This is a genomic window from Arthrobacter sp. B0490 (assembly GCF_002929355.1).
Taxonomy (GTDB): domain Bacteria; phylum Actinomycetota; class Actinomycetes; order Actinomycetales; family Micrococcaceae; genus Arthrobacter_D.
Genome location: NZ_PJIR01000003.1, coordinates 376,602 through 394,416, shown reverse-complemented (window position 1 = coordinate 394,416; position 17,815 = coordinate 376,602). Strand labels below are relative to the sequence as shown.

Annotated in this window: 18 protein-coding genes; 12 read left to right on the top strand and 6 right to left on the bottom strand. The window is 68.6% G+C overall.

All coding sequences use genetic code 11. From position 1 onward, the window contains the following. The first annotated feature begins 6 nt into the window (after positions 1–6). The 3 genes from CXQ97_RS07300 to CXQ97_RS07290 are packed head-to-tail and all read left to right on the top strand — an operon-like array spanning position 7 to position 2,637. Complete coding sequence (locus CXQ97_RS07300) at positions 7–948, top strand: ABC transporter ATP-binding protein (RefSeq protein WP_104180170.1); 942 nt, start codon at positions 7–9, stop codon at positions 946–948. Further along, the gene (locus CXQ97_RS07295; protein WP_258062398.1) at positions 941–1,810 is read left to right on the top strand and encodes an ABC transporter permease; all 870 of its coding nucleotides are present in this window, start codon (positions 941–943) and stop codon (positions 1,808–1,810) included. The genes CXQ97_RS07300 and CXQ97_RS07295 overlap by 8 nt, the downstream gene beginning before the upstream one ends. Continuing rightward, a complete protein-coding gene (locus CXQ97_RS07290; protein ID WP_104180169.1) occupies positions 1,807–2,637 on the top strand; it encodes an ABC transporter permease in 831 nt (276 codons plus the stop codon). The genes CXQ97_RS07295 and CXQ97_RS07290 overlap by 4 nt, the downstream gene beginning before the upstream one ends. A gap of 31 nt (positions 2,638–2,668) precedes the next feature. Here CXQ97_RS07290 and CXQ97_RS07285 read toward each other — a convergent pair whose 3' ends face one another. Together CXQ97_RS07285 and CXQ97_RS07280 are read right to left on the bottom strand one after the other, a co-directional pair. Then, on the bottom strand, positions 2,669–3,349 hold the full coding sequence (locus CXQ97_RS07285) for a class F sortase (protein WP_104180168.1): 681 nt from the start codon (positions 3,347–3,349) through the stop codon (positions 2,669–2,671). 12 nt (positions 3,350–3,361) lie between these two features. Next, positions 3,362–4,138, bottom strand: a complete 777-nt coding sequence (locus CXQ97_RS07280; RefSeq protein ID WP_104180167.1) for a CHRD domain-containing protein — start codon at positions 4,136–4,138, stop codon at positions 3,362–3,364. A gap of 172 nt (positions 4,139–4,310) precedes the next feature. Between CXQ97_RS07280 and CXQ97_RS07275 the strand changes: the two genes are divergently transcribed. Genes CXQ97_RS07275 through CXQ97_RS07255 form a run of 5 tightly spaced genes read left to right on the top strand, consistent with a single transcriptional unit; the run spans position 4,311 to position 8,407 of the window. Continuing rightward, positions 4,311–4,799, top strand: a complete 489-nt coding sequence (locus CXQ97_RS07275) for a hypothetical protein (protein ID WP_104180166.1) — start codon at positions 4,311–4,313, stop codon at positions 4,797–4,799. A gap of 53 nt (positions 4,800–4,852) precedes the next feature. After that, entirely contained in the window at positions 4,853–5,677 is an 825-nt protein-coding gene (locus tag CXQ97_RS07270; RefSeq protein WP_104180165.1) for an exodeoxyribonuclease III, read from the top strand. Between the two features lie 17 nt (positions 5,678–5,694). Next, a complete protein-coding gene (gene trpS, locus CXQ97_RS07265; RefSeq protein WP_104180164.1) occupies positions 5,695–6,738 on the top strand; it encodes a tryptophan--tRNA ligase in 1,044 nt (347 codons plus the stop codon). 3 nt (positions 6,739–6,741) lie between these two features. Continuing rightward, entirely contained in the window at positions 6,742–7,341 is a 600-nt protein-coding gene (locus tag CXQ97_RS07260; protein WP_104180163.1) for a 2'-5' RNA ligase family protein, read from the top strand. Further along, positions 7,301–8,407 carry a YihY/virulence factor BrkB family protein gene (locus CXQ97_RS07255; protein ID WP_104180162.1) on the top strand — a complete coding sequence of 369 codons (1,107 nt, stop codon included), beginning with the start codon at positions 7,301–7,303 and terminating at the stop codon, positions 8,405–8,407. Before CXQ97_RS07260 ends, CXQ97_RS07255 begins: the two co-directional genes overlap by 41 nt. Before the next feature lie 93 nt (positions 8,408–8,500). On the opposite strand, the gene CXQ97_RS07250 is transcribed toward CXQ97_RS07255, so the two are convergent. The 4 genes from CXQ97_RS07250 to sdhC form a co-directional block, all read right to left on the bottom strand. Then, positions 8,501–9,289, bottom strand: coding sequence for a succinate dehydrogenase iron-sulfur subunit (locus tag CXQ97_RS07250; RefSeq protein WP_104180161.1), 789 nt, complete (start codon positions 9,287–9,289; stop codon positions 8,501–8,503). Then, complete coding sequence (gene sdhA / locus CXQ97_RS07245; protein ID WP_104180160.1) at positions 9,289–11,067, bottom strand: succinate dehydrogenase flavoprotein subunit; 1,779 nt, start codon at positions 11,065–11,067, stop codon at positions 9,289–9,291. The genes CXQ97_RS07250 and sdhA overlap by 1 nt, the downstream gene beginning before the upstream one ends. Before the next feature lie 114 nt (positions 11,068–11,181). Beyond that, the gene (locus tag CXQ97_RS07240) at positions 11,182–11,649 is read right to left on the bottom strand and encodes a succinate dehydrogenase hydrophobic membrane anchor subunit (RefSeq protein ID WP_104180159.1); all 468 of its coding nucleotides are present in this window, start codon (positions 11,647–11,649) and stop codon (positions 11,182–11,184) included. 5 nt (positions 11,650–11,654) lie between these two features. Then, on the bottom strand, positions 11,655–12,038 hold the full coding sequence (gene sdhC, locus CXQ97_RS07235) for a succinate dehydrogenase, cytochrome b556 subunit (RefSeq protein ID WP_104180158.1): 384 nt from the start codon (positions 12,036–12,038) through the stop codon (positions 11,655–11,657). Between the two features lie 213 nt (positions 12,039–12,251). Here sdhC and CXQ97_RS07230 point away from each other — a divergent pair, with 213 nt between their 5' ends. The 4 genes from CXQ97_RS07230 to CXQ97_RS07215 all read left to right on the top strand — a co-directional run bounded on the left by CXQ97_RS07230 (position 12,252) and on the right by CXQ97_RS07215 (position 17,771). Continuing rightward, positions 12,252–13,391, top strand: a complete 1,140-nt coding sequence (locus tag CXQ97_RS07230) for a mannose-1-phosphate guanylyltransferase (RefSeq protein WP_104180157.1) — start codon at positions 12,252–12,254, stop codon at positions 13,389–13,391. Between the two features lie 92 nt (positions 13,392–13,483). Beyond that, entirely contained in the window at positions 13,484–14,689 is a 1,206-nt protein-coding gene (locus CXQ97_RS07225; RefSeq protein WP_104180156.1) for an amidohydrolase, read from the top strand. A 248-nt stretch (positions 14,690–14,937) separates the two neighbouring features. Next, complete coding sequence (locus tag CXQ97_RS07220) at positions 14,938–16,050, top strand: BMP family protein (RefSeq protein WP_104180155.1); 1,113 nt, start codon at positions 14,938–14,940, stop codon at positions 16,048–16,050. Between the two features lie 176 nt (positions 16,051–16,226). Then, entirely contained in the window at positions 16,227–17,771 is a 1,545-nt protein-coding gene (locus tag CXQ97_RS07215; protein ID WP_104180154.1) for an ABC transporter ATP-binding protein, read from the top strand. Positions 17,772–17,815 lie beyond the last annotated feature (44 nt).

The following is a 17,815-nucleotide window of genomic DNA, read 5'->3' as shown; positions in this document are numbered from 1 at the left end:
GGGCGGGTGCCTACGACCCCTCCCGCTCCGCCGGTCATCTCCGCACACCGGCTCAGCAAGCACTACGGTGATTTCAGGGCCGTGGACGGGATCTCCTTCGACGTCCCCGCGGGCGAGTCGTTCGGCCTGCTCGGGCCGAACGGCGCGGGGAAGTCCACGACCATGCGCATGATCGGCGGTGTCTCCCAGCGCACGTCGGGGCAGCTCACCATCATGGGCCTCGACCCGCAGGAGCACGGCCCCGAGGTGCGCGCGCACCTGGGCGTCGTCCCCCAGCAGGACAACCTCGACGAGGAACTGCGCGTCCGCGACAACCTGCTCGTCTACGGCCGCTACTTCGGACTCCCGATGAGCTACCTGCGGCCGAAGGCCGACGAGCTGCTGGAGTTCGCCCAGCTCACGGACAAGGCCGGCGCGAAGGTCGACGCGCTCTCGGGAGGCATGAAACGGCGCCTGACGATCGCCCGCTCGCTGATCAACGAACCGAGGATCCTCCTGCTCGACGAACCGACCACGGGCCTCGATCCGCAGGCCCGCCACATCCTGTGGGACCGCCTGTTCCGGCTCAAGGAGTCCGGGGTGACGCTGATCCTCACCACGCACTACATGGACGAGGCCGAGCAACTGTGCGACCGGCTCGTCGTGGTCGACAAGGGCAGGATCATGGCGGAGGGGGCGCCGGCCCAGCTCATCCGCGAGCACTCGACGCGCGAGGTCCTCGAACTGCGCTTCGGGTCGGAGCGCAACACCACGGTGGCCGGGGAGCTGCAGGGGATCGGCGAGCGACTCGAACCGTTGCCGGACCGCGTGCTCATCTACGCGCGGGACGGCGAGGCGGCGCTCGAGCAGGTGGTCTCCCGCGGGCTGCGGCCCCTGACCTCCCTCGTCCGGCGATCCTCCCTCGAGGACGTGTTCCTGCGTCTGACCGGGAGGAGCCTCGTTGACTGAGCCCGTCCCCGCGGGCGGGCAGGCCGTCGCACCGCCGTACCGGCTGCACGCCCATCCGCCGGAGGTATCGGCGGCGCGGGCCCGGAAGTTCGGGTCCTGGTACTACGCCGAACACGTCCTCCGCGCCATGAACAGCTACCGCTGGACCCTGCTCGCCTCGAGCGTCGGTACGCCGGTCATGTACCTCTTCGCGATGGGTGTGGGCCTCGCGACGCTCGTCGACCGGAACGCAGCAGGTGCGCTCGGCGGCGTCAGCTACCTCGCGTTCATCGCACCGGCCCTGCTCGCCTCCGCGACGATCATGACGGCCGCCACCGAGTTCACCTACCCCGTGATGGATGGGTTCAAGTGGAGGAGGGTGTACTACGGCCCGCACGCCTCGCCCCTCGGTACGCACCAGATCGTCGACGGCCACGTCCTGGCCATCACGGCCCGCCTGACGGCGACGACCGTCGTGTACTTCCTCATCGTGGCCCTGTTCGGCGCCGCGCCGTCCGCCACGGGCATCGCGGTCATCCCGGTCGCGGTCCTGAGCGGCCTCGCCTTCGGCCTGCCGCTCCTGGCCTACTCGGCGAGCATCGAGGAGGACAAGGGGCAGTTCGCCCTCGTGATGCGGTTCGTGGTCACGCCGCTGTTCCTCTTCTCCGGGACGTTCTTCCCGCTCGACACCCTCCCGGTGTTCCTGCGGTGGATCGGCTGGATCTCCCCGCTCTGGCACGGGACGGAACTCGGCCGCGCCCTCACGTACGGGCACCACGTGCCCCTCTGGCTCGCCGCCGTCCACGTGCTGTTCCTCGTGGTCCTCGCCGTCGTCGGTCTCCGTCGGGCACGGTCGGTCTACGCGAGGAGGCTCGGCGCGTGAGCCGGGTCGCAGCAGGGGACTACGTGCTCTCCGGGTCCACACGGCCCCTGGCCGCGCTCTACTCGCGCAACGCGAAGGCCGTCATCGCGCGCGGACTCCTGGCCACCCGCAGCAGCAACTGGCTGATCATGGTGTCCGGTTTCTTCGAGCCCGTGCTCTACCTCGTGTCCATGGGCGTGGGCCTCGGCGCACTGGTGGGCACGGTCGAGGGGCCGGGCGGGCAGGAGATCAGCTACGCGGCGTACATCGCGCCCGCACTGCTCGCCGTCTCGGCGATGAACGGCGCCGTCTACGACAGCACGTGGAACGTCTTCTTCAAGATGAACTTCGCCAAGCTGTACCAGGGGATGCTGTACACCTCGCTCGGCCCGCTCGACGTCGCGATCGGGGAGATCTTCCTGGCCCTGCTGCGGGGGGCCCTGTACGCCACTGGGTTCACCGTGGTCATGGCCCTGATGGGTCTCCTCACCACACCCGTGGCGCTGCTGGTGATCCCCGCATCCGTGCTGATCGCGTTCGGGTTCGCGTCCTTCGGCATGGGGATCACCAGCTTCATGAAGACGTTCCAGCAGATGGAGTGGATCAACTTCGTGATGCTCCCGATGTTCCTGTTCTCGGCCACGTTCTACCCGCTCGGTGTGTACCCGCAGGGCATCCAGTGGTTCATCCAGGCGCTGCCCCTGTGGCACGGCGTCGAACTCCTGCGCCAGATCACCGTCGCGACGTTCACACCGGCGACGACGATCCACCTCGGCTACTTCCTCGCGATGATCGCCGTCGGGATGCTCCTCACCACCCTGCGCCTCCGGAAGCTGTTCCTGCGGTAGGACGGCCCGAGCCCGCGTGCGGGACGTCCTCCTAGAGGACGAGGGTGGCGTACACGACGTAGTTGTCGTCGAACTCCCCGGTGTCCGGGTTGTAGCCGTCACACGTGATGAGCCGCAGCTCGGAGCCCGCGGTGTTGCCGTACACCCGGACGGTCGGGAACTCGTCCTTCTGGTAGGCCTCACCGCGCTGGAACTCGAAGACAGCCGTCGTACCGTCCTCACGCGCGACGCTGATCCGGTCGCCGGCCTTCAGTGCCCGGAGATCGGCGAAGACACCCTTGCCGCCGTCGGTCGCGTTGACGTGGCCGAGCATCACCGAGGGTCCCCGATCGCCCGGGGTGGGGGACTGGTCGTACCAGCTCGCGGGGGCGCCGGGGCCGTCGGGCGGCACTTCGAGGCTCTGGTTCTCGCGGAGGCCGAGGCGGAGCAGGTCCGTCCTCACTCCGATCGTCGGGATCTCGAGGGTCACCGGGGCGGAGGCGGGAAGGACGGCCGGCTGGGCAGGAGCGGTCGGCGCCGCTGCCGGCGGAGCGGCCGAGGGTGCGGCCGAGGGTGCAGCCGAAGCGCTCGGGGCCGCAGCCGAGGAACTCGCGGCCGGCGACGGCGACGTGGTGGAGGTGCCGTCCGCGGAACCGCAGCCGGCGAGGAGGAAAAGGGCGACCACCGCCGGGGCCGTGAGGCCCCAGCGGTGGTCGGTTGCTCTACTGGTCACGAGCGACCAGGATCAGGCGTTCTGCGCTACGCGGCGACGGACGGCGAAGGTTCCGCCGGCTGCTGCTGCAAGGACGAGCCCGCCACCGAGGGCCATCATGCCGGTCGAGCTGGTGGACTCGGTGGCGACACCGGTGTCCGCTCCGCCGGAGGGCATGGCGCCCATCTGGGTCTTGACGAGGGTTCCGCACAGGGCGGGGGAGGTGGCGCCCAGGGGCAGATCCGGGTTGAGCTCCGAGGGGCTGTTGAAGACCTCCGCGGGGACGCCGGCGGTCGCGGGATCCAGGCCGTGCACGACGACGACAGCGACGCCGTCCTCGAGGGACTTCTGGGTCGCGGCGTCGAGGGTGATGGTGCGCTGGATGGAGTAGGTTCCGCCCTGGCCACCGAGTGCCAGGTTCAGGCCCTCGGCCGGCGTGGTGGCACCGGAGGTGGTGAGGGTCGTCTGGATGTCACCGTAGCCCGGGGCACCTTCGGCGACGTTCACGATGCCGTCACCGTTGGCGTCATTGGCCGGAGTCGGGCAGACGCCCTTGGAGCCACCGTGGATGTGCTGGACGTGCGGGTACGGCGCGTCCATGAAGGTCTGGGCGAGACCGGAGACCTGGAGGTTGACCATGGCCTGGTCACCGACGACGTCGACGGTGATGGTGCCGGTGCCGGTGGTGCCGTTCAGCTGACCGAGGGTCGAGGAGTAGCTGGCGTCGGCCGCCATCGCGGGGGAGCCGACCAGGGCGACGGCGCTGATAGCCAGTGCGGGTACAGCCAGGAAACGCATCTTCTTGTTCATGGGTAGTTCCTCCGTAGTGCGAGTGAGGCGCGCTGTGGGGCGCGCATGTCAGTACTTCGCGGTGATGGGCGTCACGGATGGGAGGAGTTGGGAGAGAACTTCGAGAATCCTGACAGTTCGCCAGCGGTGGAAGGCAGGGGGGAGGGCCCGGGCATACGGAAGAATGGACCCTATGCAGACACTAGGGAGCAATGACCGGCCGGCTGGCCGGGGGCTGAGCATGCGCATGGGGAGCGCAGGGATGGCCGTGATGCTGGTCGTGTTCCTGGTCGCCGTGGTCTTCGCGGCGAACCAGAACGACGTCATCGGCTGGCTGGTGGTGATCATCTCGCTGGGGTGGCTCCTGATCTTCAGCTTCGTGGTCTTCAGCCTACGCTCCGCGGCGCGGAAGGCGGCGGTGCGCCTGCAGGGCCATGCCGCCTTCGGGCCGACCGGTCAGTCACCCGCCGGTCCCGCCGCAGCCGACCGCGCACGGGACCTGAAACTCGACCACAGCTTCAAGATCGTGCAGGTTCAGGTCGGGGTCGTGCGCGAATACCTCGGCAGGGACGAGGGGATGGTCGAGCGCGCACTCGAGACGATCGAGATCACCTCGCACAACGCCCGCTCCCTCATGAAGGGGTCGGCCGAGGGTCCCGTCGAGGGGACAGTCGTCGAGTGAGCGGCGTCTCGCCGGGAGGTCCGGGGGACAGCCTCCGGGGTAAGGTTGATCGGGTGAATCCGGCACCGAACCCTCCGCAGGAGAGCCTGCGCATAGCCTCCGTGAACGTCAACGGGATCCGCGCCGCCTACAAGCGCGGCATGCAGGAATGGCTGGACGGGCGCGACGTCGACATCCTCTGCCTGCAGGAGGTCCGGGCGCCCGACGCCGTCGTCCGCGGCCTCCTCGGAGAGGACTGGCACATCCTCCACACCGAGGCCGAGGCCAAGGGCCGGGCGGGCGTGGCCGTCGCCTCGCGCAAGGCACCCGTCGCGACGCGGACATCCATCGGCGACAGCTACTTCGACACCGCCGGCCGGTGGGTCGAGGCCGACTTCGACATCGACGGCGCGAGCCTCACCGTGGTGAGCGCCTACGTCCACTCGGGCGAGGTCGGCACACAGAAGCAGGACGACAAGTTCCGCTTCCTCGACGCGATGACGGCCCGGCTGCCCGAGCTCAGGGACGGCGCCGACCATGCCGTGGTCATGGGCGATTTGAACGTGGGCCACACCCAGCTCGACATCAGGAACTGGAAGGGCAACGTCAGGAACGCCGGCTTCCTGCCCGAGGAACGCGCCTACTTCGACCGTTTCTTCTCCGACGAGTGCGGCTTCCTCGACGTCGCCCGGCTTCTCGCGGGGGACGTCGACGGGCCGTACACGTGGTGGTCCTGGCGGGGCAAGGCCTTCGACAACGACACGGGCTGGCGCATCGACTACCAGCTGGCCACGCAGGCCCTGGCGAAGAGCGCCGTGACCGCCGAGGTCGACCGGGCGCCGAGCTGGGACACGAGGTTCTCGGACCACGCCCCGCTCGTCGTCGACTACCAGATCTAGCACCCAGGACAGCCCCCATGACACTTCCTCCGCCCGCGTCGGCCACCGGCCGGCGCCAGCGCATCCTCTCCGGCATGCAGCCGTCCGCCGGTTCGCTGCACCTCGGCAACTACCTCGGCGCACTCGTGCACTGGGTGCGCCTCCAGGAGACCTACGACGCCGTCTTCTTCATCCCCGACCTCCATGCCATCACCGTCCCCCAGGACCCGCAGGAACTGGCGCAGCGGACCCGGCTGACGGCCGCGCAGTACATCGCCGGCGGCGTCGATCCGGACCGGGCCACGCTCTTCGTGCAGTCCCACGTCCCGGAGCACGCGCAGCTCGCCTGGGTGCTCAACTGCTTCACCGGTTTCGGCGAGGCGTCCCGCATGACCCAGTTCAAGGACAAGGCCTCCAAGCAGGGCACCGACCTGTCCAGCGTGGGCCTCTTCACCTATCCGATCCTCCAGGCCGCCGATATCCTGCTGTACCAGCCGGACGGCGTCCCCGTCGGCGAGGACCAGCGCCAGCACGTGGAACTCAGCCGCGACCTGGCGCAGCGGTTCAACACGCGGTACGGCGAGACGTTCGTGCTCCCGAAGCCCTTCATCCAGAAGGAATCGGCGAAGATCTACGACCTGCAGAACCCGACGGCGAAGATGTCCAAGTCCGGACCGTCACCCGCCGGTCTCGTGAACCTGCTCGACGACCCGAAGACCACGGCCAAGCGCATCCGGTCCGCCGTCACCGACGCCGGCACCGAGATCCGGTTCGACCCGACGGAGAAGCCGGGGATCTCGAACCTGCTGACCATCTACTCGGCCCTGTCCGGCCGCACCTTCGCGGACCTCGAGGCCGACTACGAGGGGCGCATGTACGGGCACCTCAAGGTGGACCTCGCGGAGGTCGTCGTCGAGGCCCTCACGCCCGTACGGACACGCGCCGAGGAGCTGCTGTCCGACCCCGCCGAGCTCGACCGGCTGCTGGCCAAGGGCGCCGCCAAGGCCCGCGACCTCGCCGCCCCCACGCTCGCCGACGTCTACGCCAGGGTGGGTTTCCTCCCCGGCGCGGGGGCCCCCTGATCCATGTGCACCTCGACCGGGCGACCCCACGGAGCGGTGACAGCCCTGACCCGTCCACGACCGAGCGGTAGCTGCGTGGGCGTCACCATCCCCATCCCCGAACCGCTCGCCGGCGACCTGGAATCCTGGCGTGCGTCCTTCGGCGATCCCATGGCGGCGGTCGTGCCGCCCCACATCACGCTCATCACCACCACGCCGGCGACGGACTGGGACGAGACCATCGAGCACGTGCGGGCCGTGGCCCGCCGGCAGCATCCCTTCACGGTCCGGCTGGTGGGCACCGGATCCTTCCGACCGGTCTCTCCGGTGGTGTTCCTGAACCTCGTGGAGGGCTTCGACGAGTGCGTGGATCTGCACGCGAGACTCCAGGCCGGGCCGCTCGACCGCGACCTCGAATTCCCGTTCCACCCGCACGTCACGGTGGCCCACGACGTCTCGGAGGCCGGGCTGGATGCCGCGGCCGACGTGCTCCACGGGTTCGAGGCGTCCTTCGAGGTACGCACCATGGGACTGTACGAGCACGTGCCGTCCGGATTGTGGAAACTCAGGGAGGAGCTGCGCTTTGGCGAGGACGCTGACGGCTCCGAAGCCGCCGCGGGTTGAGCAGCCGTCCCCGGCGAACCTGCCCGACCTGCAGCGCAGGGCCATCGAGGCGCAGGTCAAGGTCGGTCGGCTGACCCGTTCCGGAGTCGGGGGTACCGAGCTCCTCCTGGCGCGCGTGGACCTGTTCCTGTGCCGGTTCTTCACGCTGCGCGTCGTCCGTGTGGTCCTGCTGTACAACGAGCGGCGCGGGCCCCTCATGGCCGCGGGACTGGCCTACCGGCTGTTCTTCGCCATCGCCGCGCTCCTCGTCGTCGCGTTCGCCGCCCTCGGCATCGTCATCGCGGGCGACGTGGACCTGCGCGAACTCGCGGCGGACGCCATCGACCGGGCGGTGCCCGGACTGATCGGCGAGGAGGGCGGCGAGAACGGCCTGGTGACCGCCGAGCGGCTCTTCGAGGTCACCAGCGGGCTCGGCTGGGCGATCGTCGTCTCCTCGGCGGTGATGGTCGTGACCGCCCTCGGCTGGATCGGTGGCATGAGGCAGGCCATGCGCGGCATCTTCGCGCTCGATCCGGTACCGGTCCCCCCTGTGGTCCTCTGGGTGAAGGATCTCGGGACGCTCGCGCTGCTCGGGGTCATCATGGTGGTGACGACCGCGCTCGGGGTGGTCGCCAACAACACCGTCGGAGCGCTCCTCACCGTCCTGAAGCTGAACGCCGCGAGCCAGTTCATGACGCAGGCGGCAGGCTTCGCGGCGATGATCCTGCTGGACATCCTCGTGGCCGTGGTCCTGTTCCGCACGACGTCCGCCATCGAGATGCCGCGGCGGATCCTGTTCCAGGGCGCGATCATCGCCGGGCTCGGCACCACCCTGCTCCGCACGTTCTCGGCACAGATCCTGGCCGGCTTCGGCAACAACCCGCTCCTGCTGTCCTTCGCGGTGATCCTCGCGCTGTTCATCTGGTTCTTCCTGCTCAGCCAGGTCTACCTGCTGGCCACCGCCTGGTGCGCCATCGGGACGGCGGACGCCGGCGTCGCCTCCGATCGCGACCTGCAGGCGAAGGCCGGGACACTGTGGCAGCGCAGCCGTCGCAAGGGCCGCGCCCAGCGGACCAGCGGCTCCTGACCCGCCGACGCCCCCGGGAACGCGAGAAGGGCGGCCCCCCGGATGGCGGGCCGCCCTTCCACCGGTATCACCGGCGGGAGTTCGTCGTGTCGATCAAATCTTGCGGGTCAGGATGGCCTGCTTGACCTCGGAGATGGCCTTCGTGACCTGGATGCCGCGGGGGCAGGCCTCCGAGCAGTTGAAGGTGGTCCTGCAGCGCCACACGCCCTCCTTGTCGTTCAGGATCTCGAGGCGCATGTCCCCGGCGTCGTCGCGCGAGTCGAAGATGAAGCGGTGCGCGTTCACGATCGCCGCCGGGCCGAAGTACTGCCCGTCGGTCCAGAACACGGGGCACGAGGACGTGCACGCCGCGCAGAGGATGCACTTGGTCGTGTCGTCGTAGCGGTCGCGCTCCTCGGCGGACTGCAGGCGCTCCTTCGCGGGCTCGTGGCCCTTGCTGATCAGGAACGGCATGATCTCCCGGTAGGACTGGAAGAACGGCTCCATGTCGACGATCAGGTCCTTCTCCACCGGCAGGCCCTTGATGGGCTCCACGAGGATGGGCTTGGACGTGTCGAGGTCCTTCAGCAGGGTCTTGCAGGCCAGCCGGTTGCGGCCGTTGATCCGCATCGCGTCCGAGCCGCACACTCCGTGCGCGCAGGAGCGCCGGAACGACACCGAGCCGTCGTGCTCCCACTTGACCTTGTGCAGGGCGTCCAGCACGCGGTCCGTGCCGTACATGGTCAGCTGCCATTCGTCCCAGTGCGCCTCGTCCGAGACCTCCGGGTTGTAGCGGCGCACCTTGAGGGTGATGTCGAACGTGGGGATCTCTCCGCCGCCGCCGACGCCGGGCGCGAGCTCGACCTTGGAGGCCGGCTCCTTTTCCATCGTTTCGGTGCTCATCAGTACTTTCGCTCCATGGGCTGGTATCGGGTGAAGATCACCGGTTTGGTCTCAAGGCGGACGCCGCTGGTGGCCGTGGCGCTCGGGTCCTTGTAGGCCATGGAATGGGTCATGAAGTTCTCGTCGTCACGTTCAGGATAGTCCTCTCGGAAGTGTCCGCCACGGGATTCCTTGCGATGCAGTGCCGCCGCGGTCATGACCTTCGCCATGTCGAGGAGGAATCCGAGCTCCACGGCCTCGAGCAGGTCCAGGTTGAACCGCTTGCCCTTGTCCTGCACCGTGATGCGCGTGTAGCGCTCCTCCAGCGTATCGATGACGCGGAGCGCCTCGAGCAGTGTCTCCTCGGTGCGGAACACCTGGACATTGGCGTCCATGATGTCCTGCAGTTCCTTGCGGATCAGCGCGACGCGCTCCCCGCCCTCGGAGCTGCGTGCCCGGTTGAGGAGTTCCTCGGTCTCGACCGTCGGGTTCTCGGGGATCTCGACGAAATCGGCGGTGAGGGCGTACTCGGCGGCCGCGATGCCGGCACGCTTGCCGAACACGTTGATGTCGAGCAGCGAGTTCGTCCCGAGCCGGTTGGACCCGTGGACGGACACGCAGGCGACCTCGCCGGCCGCGTACAGCCCGGGGACCACCGTGTCGTTGTCCGCCAGCACCTCGGCCTTGATGTTCGTCGGGATGCCGCCCATCGCGTAGTGCGCCGTGGGGAAGACCGGGACCGGTTCCGTGTAGGGCTCCACACCGAGGTAGGTGCGGGCGAACTCGGTGATGTCGGGGAGCTTCGCGTCGATGTGCGCGGGTTCCAGGTGGGTCAGGTCCAGGAGGACGTAGTCCTTGTTCGGGCCGGCGCCACGGCCCTCGCGCACCTCGTTGGCCATCGATCGCGCGACGATGTCGCGGGGGGCGAGGTCCTTGATGGTGGGGGCGTAGCGCTCCATGAAACGCTCTCCCTCCGAGTTGCGGAGGATCGCACCCTCGCCGCGGGCCGCCTCGGACAGGAGGATCCCGAGCCCGGCGAGGCCGGTCGGATGGAACTGGAAGAACTCCATGTCCTCGAGCGGGATGCCGCGGCGGAACGCGATGCCCATGCCGTCACCAGTCAGGGTGTGGGCGTTGGAGGTGGTCTTGTACACCTTGCCGACACCACCGGAGGCGAAGACGATCGACTTCGCCTGGAAGATGTGCAGCTCTCCCGATGCCAGGTCGTAGGAGACGACGCCCGCCACACGCTTCTCGATCCGGGTCACGCCGTCGACCGTCACCTCCTGGTCGACCATCAGCAGGTCCAGCACGTAGTACTCGTTGTAGAACTCGACGTTGTGCTTCACGCAGTTCTGGTACAGCGTCTGCAGGATCATGTGACCGGTGCGGTCCGCCGCGTAGCAGGACCTGCGGACGGGTGCCTTGCCGTGGTCGCGGGTGTGGCCGCCGAAGCGACGCTGGTCGATGCGCCCCTCGGGGGTGCGGTTGAAGGGGAGCCCCATCTTCTCGAGGTCGAGGACGGCCTCGATGGCCTCCTTGGCCATGACCTCGGCCGCGTCCTGGTCGACGAGGTAGTCGCCGCCCTTGACGGTGTCGAAGGTATGCCACTCCCAATTGTCCTCTTCGACGTTGGCGAGGGCCGCGCACATGCCGCCCTGCGCCGCACCCGTGTGGGAGCGGGTGGGGTAGAGCTTCGTCAGGACGGCCGTGCGGGCTCGCTGCCCCGATTCGATGGCTGCGCGCATCCCTGCGCCACCGGCGCCGACGATGACGACGTCGTACTTGTGGACCTGCATGCTGGTCGCTCTTTCTGTTGGAACCGGGCGGGGCGGGCCCGCCACGCGGGGGCTGCCGGGGACCGGCAGGTACTACCGAGCGGATGCTGCGGAGTGGATACTACGGCGCGGGGGCTACGGTGTCGGGCAGTAGTCCGCGACGTGCGCCACGCCGTCGATCACGGGGCAGGGATCGAAGGTGAAGATCACCAGGGTACCGAGGACGACGATCACGACGGTCGACGTGTAGAGGACCCCCTTGAGCCACATCCGCGTGCTGTTCTTGTCCGCGTAGTCGTTGATGATTACGCGGATGCCGTTGGTGCCGTGCAGCATGGCCAGCCACAGCATCGTCAGATCCCAGATCTGCCAGAAGGGACTGGCCCACTTGCCGGCCACGAAGCCGAAGTCGATGCCGCTGATGCCGTCACCGGCCACGAGGTTCACGTACAGGTGGACGAAGATCAGCACGACGAGGATCGCGCCCGAGATCCGCATGAACAGCCACGCGATCATCTCGAAGTTGCTGCGCGACGGTGTGGACCGCGAGTAGCCGGGTGCGACGCGTCCCGAGCGGGGGCTTTCGATGATTGGGGTAGCCATTAGTACTAACCTCCGAAGACGTGCGTGAGATGGCGGATCGAGAAGGCGATCATGACGAGGGCCCAGAGGCCGACGACGCCCCAGAGCATCTGGCGGTGGTACTTGGGGCCCTGCTTCCAGAAGTCCACGAGGATGAGCCGGATGCCGTTGAAGGCGTGGAACACGATGGCCGCGACGAGGCCCAGTTCCCCGAGGCCCATGATGGGGTTCTTGTAGGAGGCGATGACCGCGTCATACGCTTCGGGCGACACGCGGACGAGCGACGTGTCCAGCACGTGCACGAGGAGGAAGAAGAAAATCACGACCCCTGTGATGCGGTGGGCCACCCAGGACCATTGACCTTCTCGGCCACGGTAGAGGGTGCCTGCTGGTGTCAGTGTCTTCGGCATTGAAATTACCTCCCTGCATCGCATGGGCGTTAGCGCGATATACGCAGGGATTACGCCGGTGCGACAGCACTCTTCAGATAAGAATAATCTAGGCCGGTGACACTCTCGGTTCAATTTAGGTGTCCCTCACCTGTGACCTTGTTAACACCGGGGGGGTGACCTGCGGCGCCACGCAGCCGGGACCCCGGGTGCACGTCGGTTACCGTGGAAGCGATGAATACCGAGAGGGCCGCCGCCCAGACCCCTGACAACGCGCTGGACCGCTTCCACGGCGTCATTCCCGCGGGAGGCACCGGCACGCGCCTGTGGCCCCTCTCCCGCGCTGCCGCACCGAAGTTCCTGCATGACCTCACCGGTTCCGGAAGCACCCTGATCCGCGCGACCTACGACCGCCTCCGCCCCCTGTGCGACGGCCGCATCATGGTGGTCACCGGGATCGTGCACCGGCGGGCCGTCCTCGCGCAGCTGCCCGAGATCGAGGACATGAACCTCGTCCTCGAGTCGGAGCCGAAGGATTCCGGTGCCGCGATCGGGCTCGCCGCCGCGATCCTCCACCAGCGGGACCCGGCCATCATCATGGGGTCCTTCGCCGCGGACCAGGTCATCGCGCCGGTGGAGGTCTTCCAGGACGCCGTCCGCGAGGCCATCCACACGGCGGCCCGGGGGTACATCGTCACGATCGGCATCAAGCCGACCCACGCCTCCACCGGGTTCGGCTACATCCGTGCCGGGGATTCGCTCGCGGCCGAGGGCGCGCCGAGCGCCCGCGCGGTCATCGAGTTCGTCGAGAAGCCCTCGCAGGAGGTCGCGGACGGATACATCGACAGCGGCAACTACTCGTGGAACGCGGGCATGTTCGTGGCACCGGTGGACCTGATGCTCAAGCACCTGTCCGCCAACGAGCCCACCCTCTACGCCGGGCTGATGGAGATCGCCCAGGCGTGGGACACGCCGCAGCGCGTCGAGGTGGCCCGCCGCGTCTGGCCGACCCTCCCGAAGATCGCCATCGACTACGCCGTCGCGGAGCCCGCCGCCGCCGCGGGCGACGTCGCCATGATCCCCGGGGAGTTCAACTGGGACGACGTCGGCGACTTCGCCGCGATCGGCCGGCTGAATCCCGCGGACGAGAACAGCGAGCTCACCGTGATGGGGGAGGGCGCGCGCGTCTTCTCCGAGAACGCCTCCGGCATCGTGGTGTCCGACACCAAGCGGGTGATCGCGCTGATCGGGATCGACGACGTCGTCATCGTGGACACCCCCGACGCCCTGCTCGTCACCACGAAGGAGCACGCCCAGGAGGTCAAGAAGGCCGTCGAGCGGCTCCGCGCCAGCGGCGACACCGACGTCCTCTAGGGCGGGGCCCTGCAGGAGGGCGATCTGTCGAACCCGAACGCGTCCCGGCCCCCGGGTGGGGCCGCCCGCCCGCCGGTCGGTAGGCTGAGGGAGTGGAAACGTTCATCACGCAGAGTTCGCCGACCTCCCAGGTAGGAGCCTCCCTCGGGGAGCTCCTCGACGAGCTGGTCCAGGTCCGCCGCGATCTGCACCGCCACCCGGAACTGTCCTACAAGGAGCACCGCACCACGGACGTCCTCGTGGCCCGGCTCGAGCAGGCCGGGCTCGAACCCCAGCGGCTCGAGGGCACCGGTGTGTTCGTCGACGTCGGGCGGGGGCCGATCCGGCTGGCGCTGCGCGCCGACATCGACGCCCTGCCGATCATCGAGGAGACGGGCCTCGACTTCGAGTCCGCGTCCCCGGGCGTCACGCACGCCTGCGGGCACGACATCCACACCACCGTCATGCTCGGCGTCGCCCTCGTCCTCGCCGACCTCGACGCAGGGGCCGCGCTGCCCGGCACGGTGCGGATCATCTTCCAGCCCGCGGAGGAGCTGATGCCCGGCGGCGCACTCGACGTGATCGCCCAGGGGGTCCTCATCGGCGTCCCGCGCATCCTGGCGCTGCACTGCGACCCGAGGATCGACGTCGGCCTCGTGGGCACCCGGATCGGGGCCATCACGTCGGCGTCCGACACCATCCGGGTGGAGCTCAGCGGCCGTGGCGGTCACACGTCGCGCCCCCACCTGACCGAGGACCTCGTCTTCGCGCTCGCCTCCATCGCCGTGAACGTGCCCGCCGTCCTGTCGCGCCGGATCGACGTCCGCAGCGCGGTGTCCGTGGTCTGGGGGCAGATCCACGCGGGATCCGCCCCCAACGCCATCCCGGCCCACGGCTTCATGTCCGGCACCCTCCGCTGCCTCGAGGGGGAGGCCTGGCACTCGGCGGGCGAGCTGCTCGACCGGGCCGTGCGCGAGGTGGCGGCCCCGTTCGGCGTGGACGTGAAGCTCGAGCACATCCGCGGGGTGCCGCCGGTGGTGAACCAGGAGGTCGAGACCGGGATCCTGGAGGCCGCGGCACGCGCCGAACTCGGCTCCCACGCCGTCGTCCTGACGCCGCAGTCCATGGGCGGCGAGGACTTCGCGTGGATGACGCAGGAGGTCCCCGGCGCGATGATGCGGCTCGGGACGAGGACCCCGGGCGGCGAGACGTTCGACCTGCACCGGGGCGACTACGCACCCGACGAGCGGGCCATCGGCTGCGGCATCCGGGTGATGGCCGCGGCCGCGCTCCAGGTCATGTTCGGCGAGGACGCCTGACGTCCCGGCCCGCCTCCCCCGCGGGGGCCGGGCGCGCCGCGCATAACGAAACCCGAACGATCCCCGCCGCCGGCCCGCCCGTGTAGTGCTCTCCGTCACTTGGCCCTTAGGATGTTCGCATACGTGCTGCACCGACGGTGTCGCGGCGCCACGGTCGTCCAGTGACAACAGAGCCCCGGATCGGATGAGACCCGGGATGGTCACTCACTGGTACTCGTCCCGTGGCGCATTTCTCTCCTGGAGGCATTTTGAAGAACTCACTGCGCAAGTTTTCGCGCGGAACCGGCCTGTCCGCCGCCGTTCTCGGCGTATCGGCCCTCGTCCTCTCCGGCTGCGGTGCGCCGCCGGCCGAGGAGTCGCCCAGCGGCGGCACCGGCGCCGAGGCGACCACCGACTACCTCGGCTGCATCGTCTCCGACTCCGGCGGATTCGACGACCGCTCCTTCAACCAGTCCAGCTACGAGGGACTGAAGAAGGCGGAGACCGACCTCGGGATCAAGATCAACCAGGCCGAGTCGCAGGCCGAGACCGACTTCGGCCCGAACGTCGACCAGATGGTCCAGGCCGGCTGCAACCTCACGGTCACCGTGGGCTTCCTGCTCGCCGACACCACCAAGGCCGCGGCCGAGGCCAACGTCGACTCCAACTTCGCGATCGTCGACGACAACTCGATCGACCTGCCGAACGTCAAGCCGATCATCTACGACACGGCGCAGGCGGCCTTCCTGGCCGGGTACGCGGCAGCGGCCACGAGCGAGTCCGGCAAGGTGGCCACCTACGGCGGCATCAACATCCCCACCGTGACCATCTTCATGGACGGCTTCGCCGAGGGCGTCGACTACTTCAACGAGGAGACGGGCGGCGACGTGCAGCTCCTCGGCTGGGACAAGGAGAGCCAGAACGGCACCTTCGTCGGTAACTTCGAGGACGCGGCCGCCGGCAAGACCAACACCCAGAACTTCATCAACGAGGGCGCCGACATCATCATGCCGGTCGCGGGTCCGGTCGGCTCGGGCACGCTCGACGCCGTCATCGAGGCGAACGGTGCGGGCAAGGACGTCAAGGCGATCTGGGTCGACTCCGACGGTTACGAGACCGCCGGCAAGGGCGAGGAGTTCATCCTCACCTCGGTCATGAAGCTCATGGGCGACGCCGTCGAGGACGTCATCAGCACCGACGTCGAGGGCAACTTCGACAACACCCCGTACGTGGGCACGCTGGAGAACGGCGGAGTGGCGCTCGCGCCGTTCCACGACCAGGAGGCCAACGTCCCCGCCGATCTGCAGACCAAGCTCGACGAGCTGAAGGAACAGATCATCTCGGGCGACATCACGGTCGACTCGGCCGCCAGCCCCAAGTAGCACCAGCACCGCATCCAGACCGCCTTCCCCCCTGCGGATCCCCGCAGGGAGGAAGGCGGTCTGCGTTGGTCCCGCGTGCGTGCCCCGGAGCCGCACCCGGTATCCTTTCCGGTGGCTTCCGCACGACCCGGACAAGACGACAGACAGACACCACAACAGAACAGGCTGGTTGAGTTGTGAAACTCGAACTGATCGGCATCACGAAGCGCTTCGGATCGCTCGTGGCCAACGACTCCATCGACCTCGTCGTGGAACCCGGACAGGTGCACAGCCTGCTCGGTGAGAACGGGGCCGGCAAGTCCACCCTCATGAACGTGCTCTACGGTCTCTACGACCCCACCGAGGGGGAGATCCGCGTCGACGACAGGCCCGTGACCTTCAAGGGTCCCGGGGACGCCATGGCCGCCGGCATCGGCATGGTGCACCAGCACTTCATGCTCGTGCCGGTCTTCACCGTCGCGGAGAACGTCGCGCTCGGCAACGAGGCCACGAAGGCCGGCGGCATGCTCAACCTGCAGGAGACGCGCACGCGCATCCGGCAGATCTCCGACCAGTACGGGTTCGACGTCGATCCCGATGCCGTGGTCGAGGACCTCCCGGTCGGTGTGCAGCAGCGCGTCGAGATCATCAAGGCCCTCGTCCGCAACGCCGAGGTGCTGATCCTCGACGAACCGACCGCTGTCCTGACGCCCAAGGAGACCGACGAACTGCTCGGCATCATGGCGCAGCTGAAGGCGGACGGGAAGTCGATCGTCTTCATCTCGCACAAGCTGCGCGAGGTCAAGGCCGTGTCCGACGTCATCACCGTGGTCCGCCGCGGCAAGGTGGTCGGGACCGCCGACCCGAGCGCCCCCACCACGGAGCTCGCGTCCCTCATGGTCGGACGGTCCGTCAGCCTGACGCTCGACAAGAAGCCCGCCACCCCGGGCGAGGTGACCTTCCGGGTCCGCGACCTCACGGTCCAGGCCGCCAACGGCCAGCGCGTCGTCGACGGCCTCAGCTTCGACGTCGCGGAGGGGGAGATCCTCGCGGTCGCGGGCGTGCAGGGCAACGGCCAGACCGAGCTCACCGAGGCGATCATGGGCCTGCAGGACCACGTCACGGGATCGATCACGCTCGGCGGGAACGAACTCGTGGGCCGCAGCGTCAAGGACATCATCCGCGCCGGCGTCGGGTTCGTCCCCGAGGACCGCAGCGTCGAGGGACTCGTCGGCACGTTCTCCGTGGCCGAGAACCTCATCCTCAACCGGTACGACGACGCCCCCTTCGCGAAGGGCCTGTCCATGTCGCCGTCGGCCATCGAGCAGAACGCGAACGAGAAGATCGCCGAATACGACGTCCGCACGCAGTCGGCGTCGGCCGCCGCGGGCACCCTGTCCGGCGGCAACCAGCAGAAGGTCGTCATGGCCCGCGAGTTCTCGCGGCCACTCAAACTGTTCATCGCCTCGCAGCCCACCCGCGGAGTCGACGTCGGATCCATCGAATTCCTGCACCGCCGCATCGTCGCCGAGCGCGACGGCGGCACGCCGGTCATCATCGTCTCCACGGAGCTCGACGAGGTCCTGGAGCTCGCCGACCGCATCGCGGTGCTGTACCGGGGCCGCCTCATGGGCATCGTCCCCGGCGCGGTCTCACGCGATGTCCTCGGCCTCATGATGGCCGGCATGCCCGCCGACGAGGCGCTGGCGCAGGCACACCACGTTCAAGGAGGAAACCTGTGACCCCGCAGGACGACAGGCCGGCATCCCCGGCGACCGGTGACGGT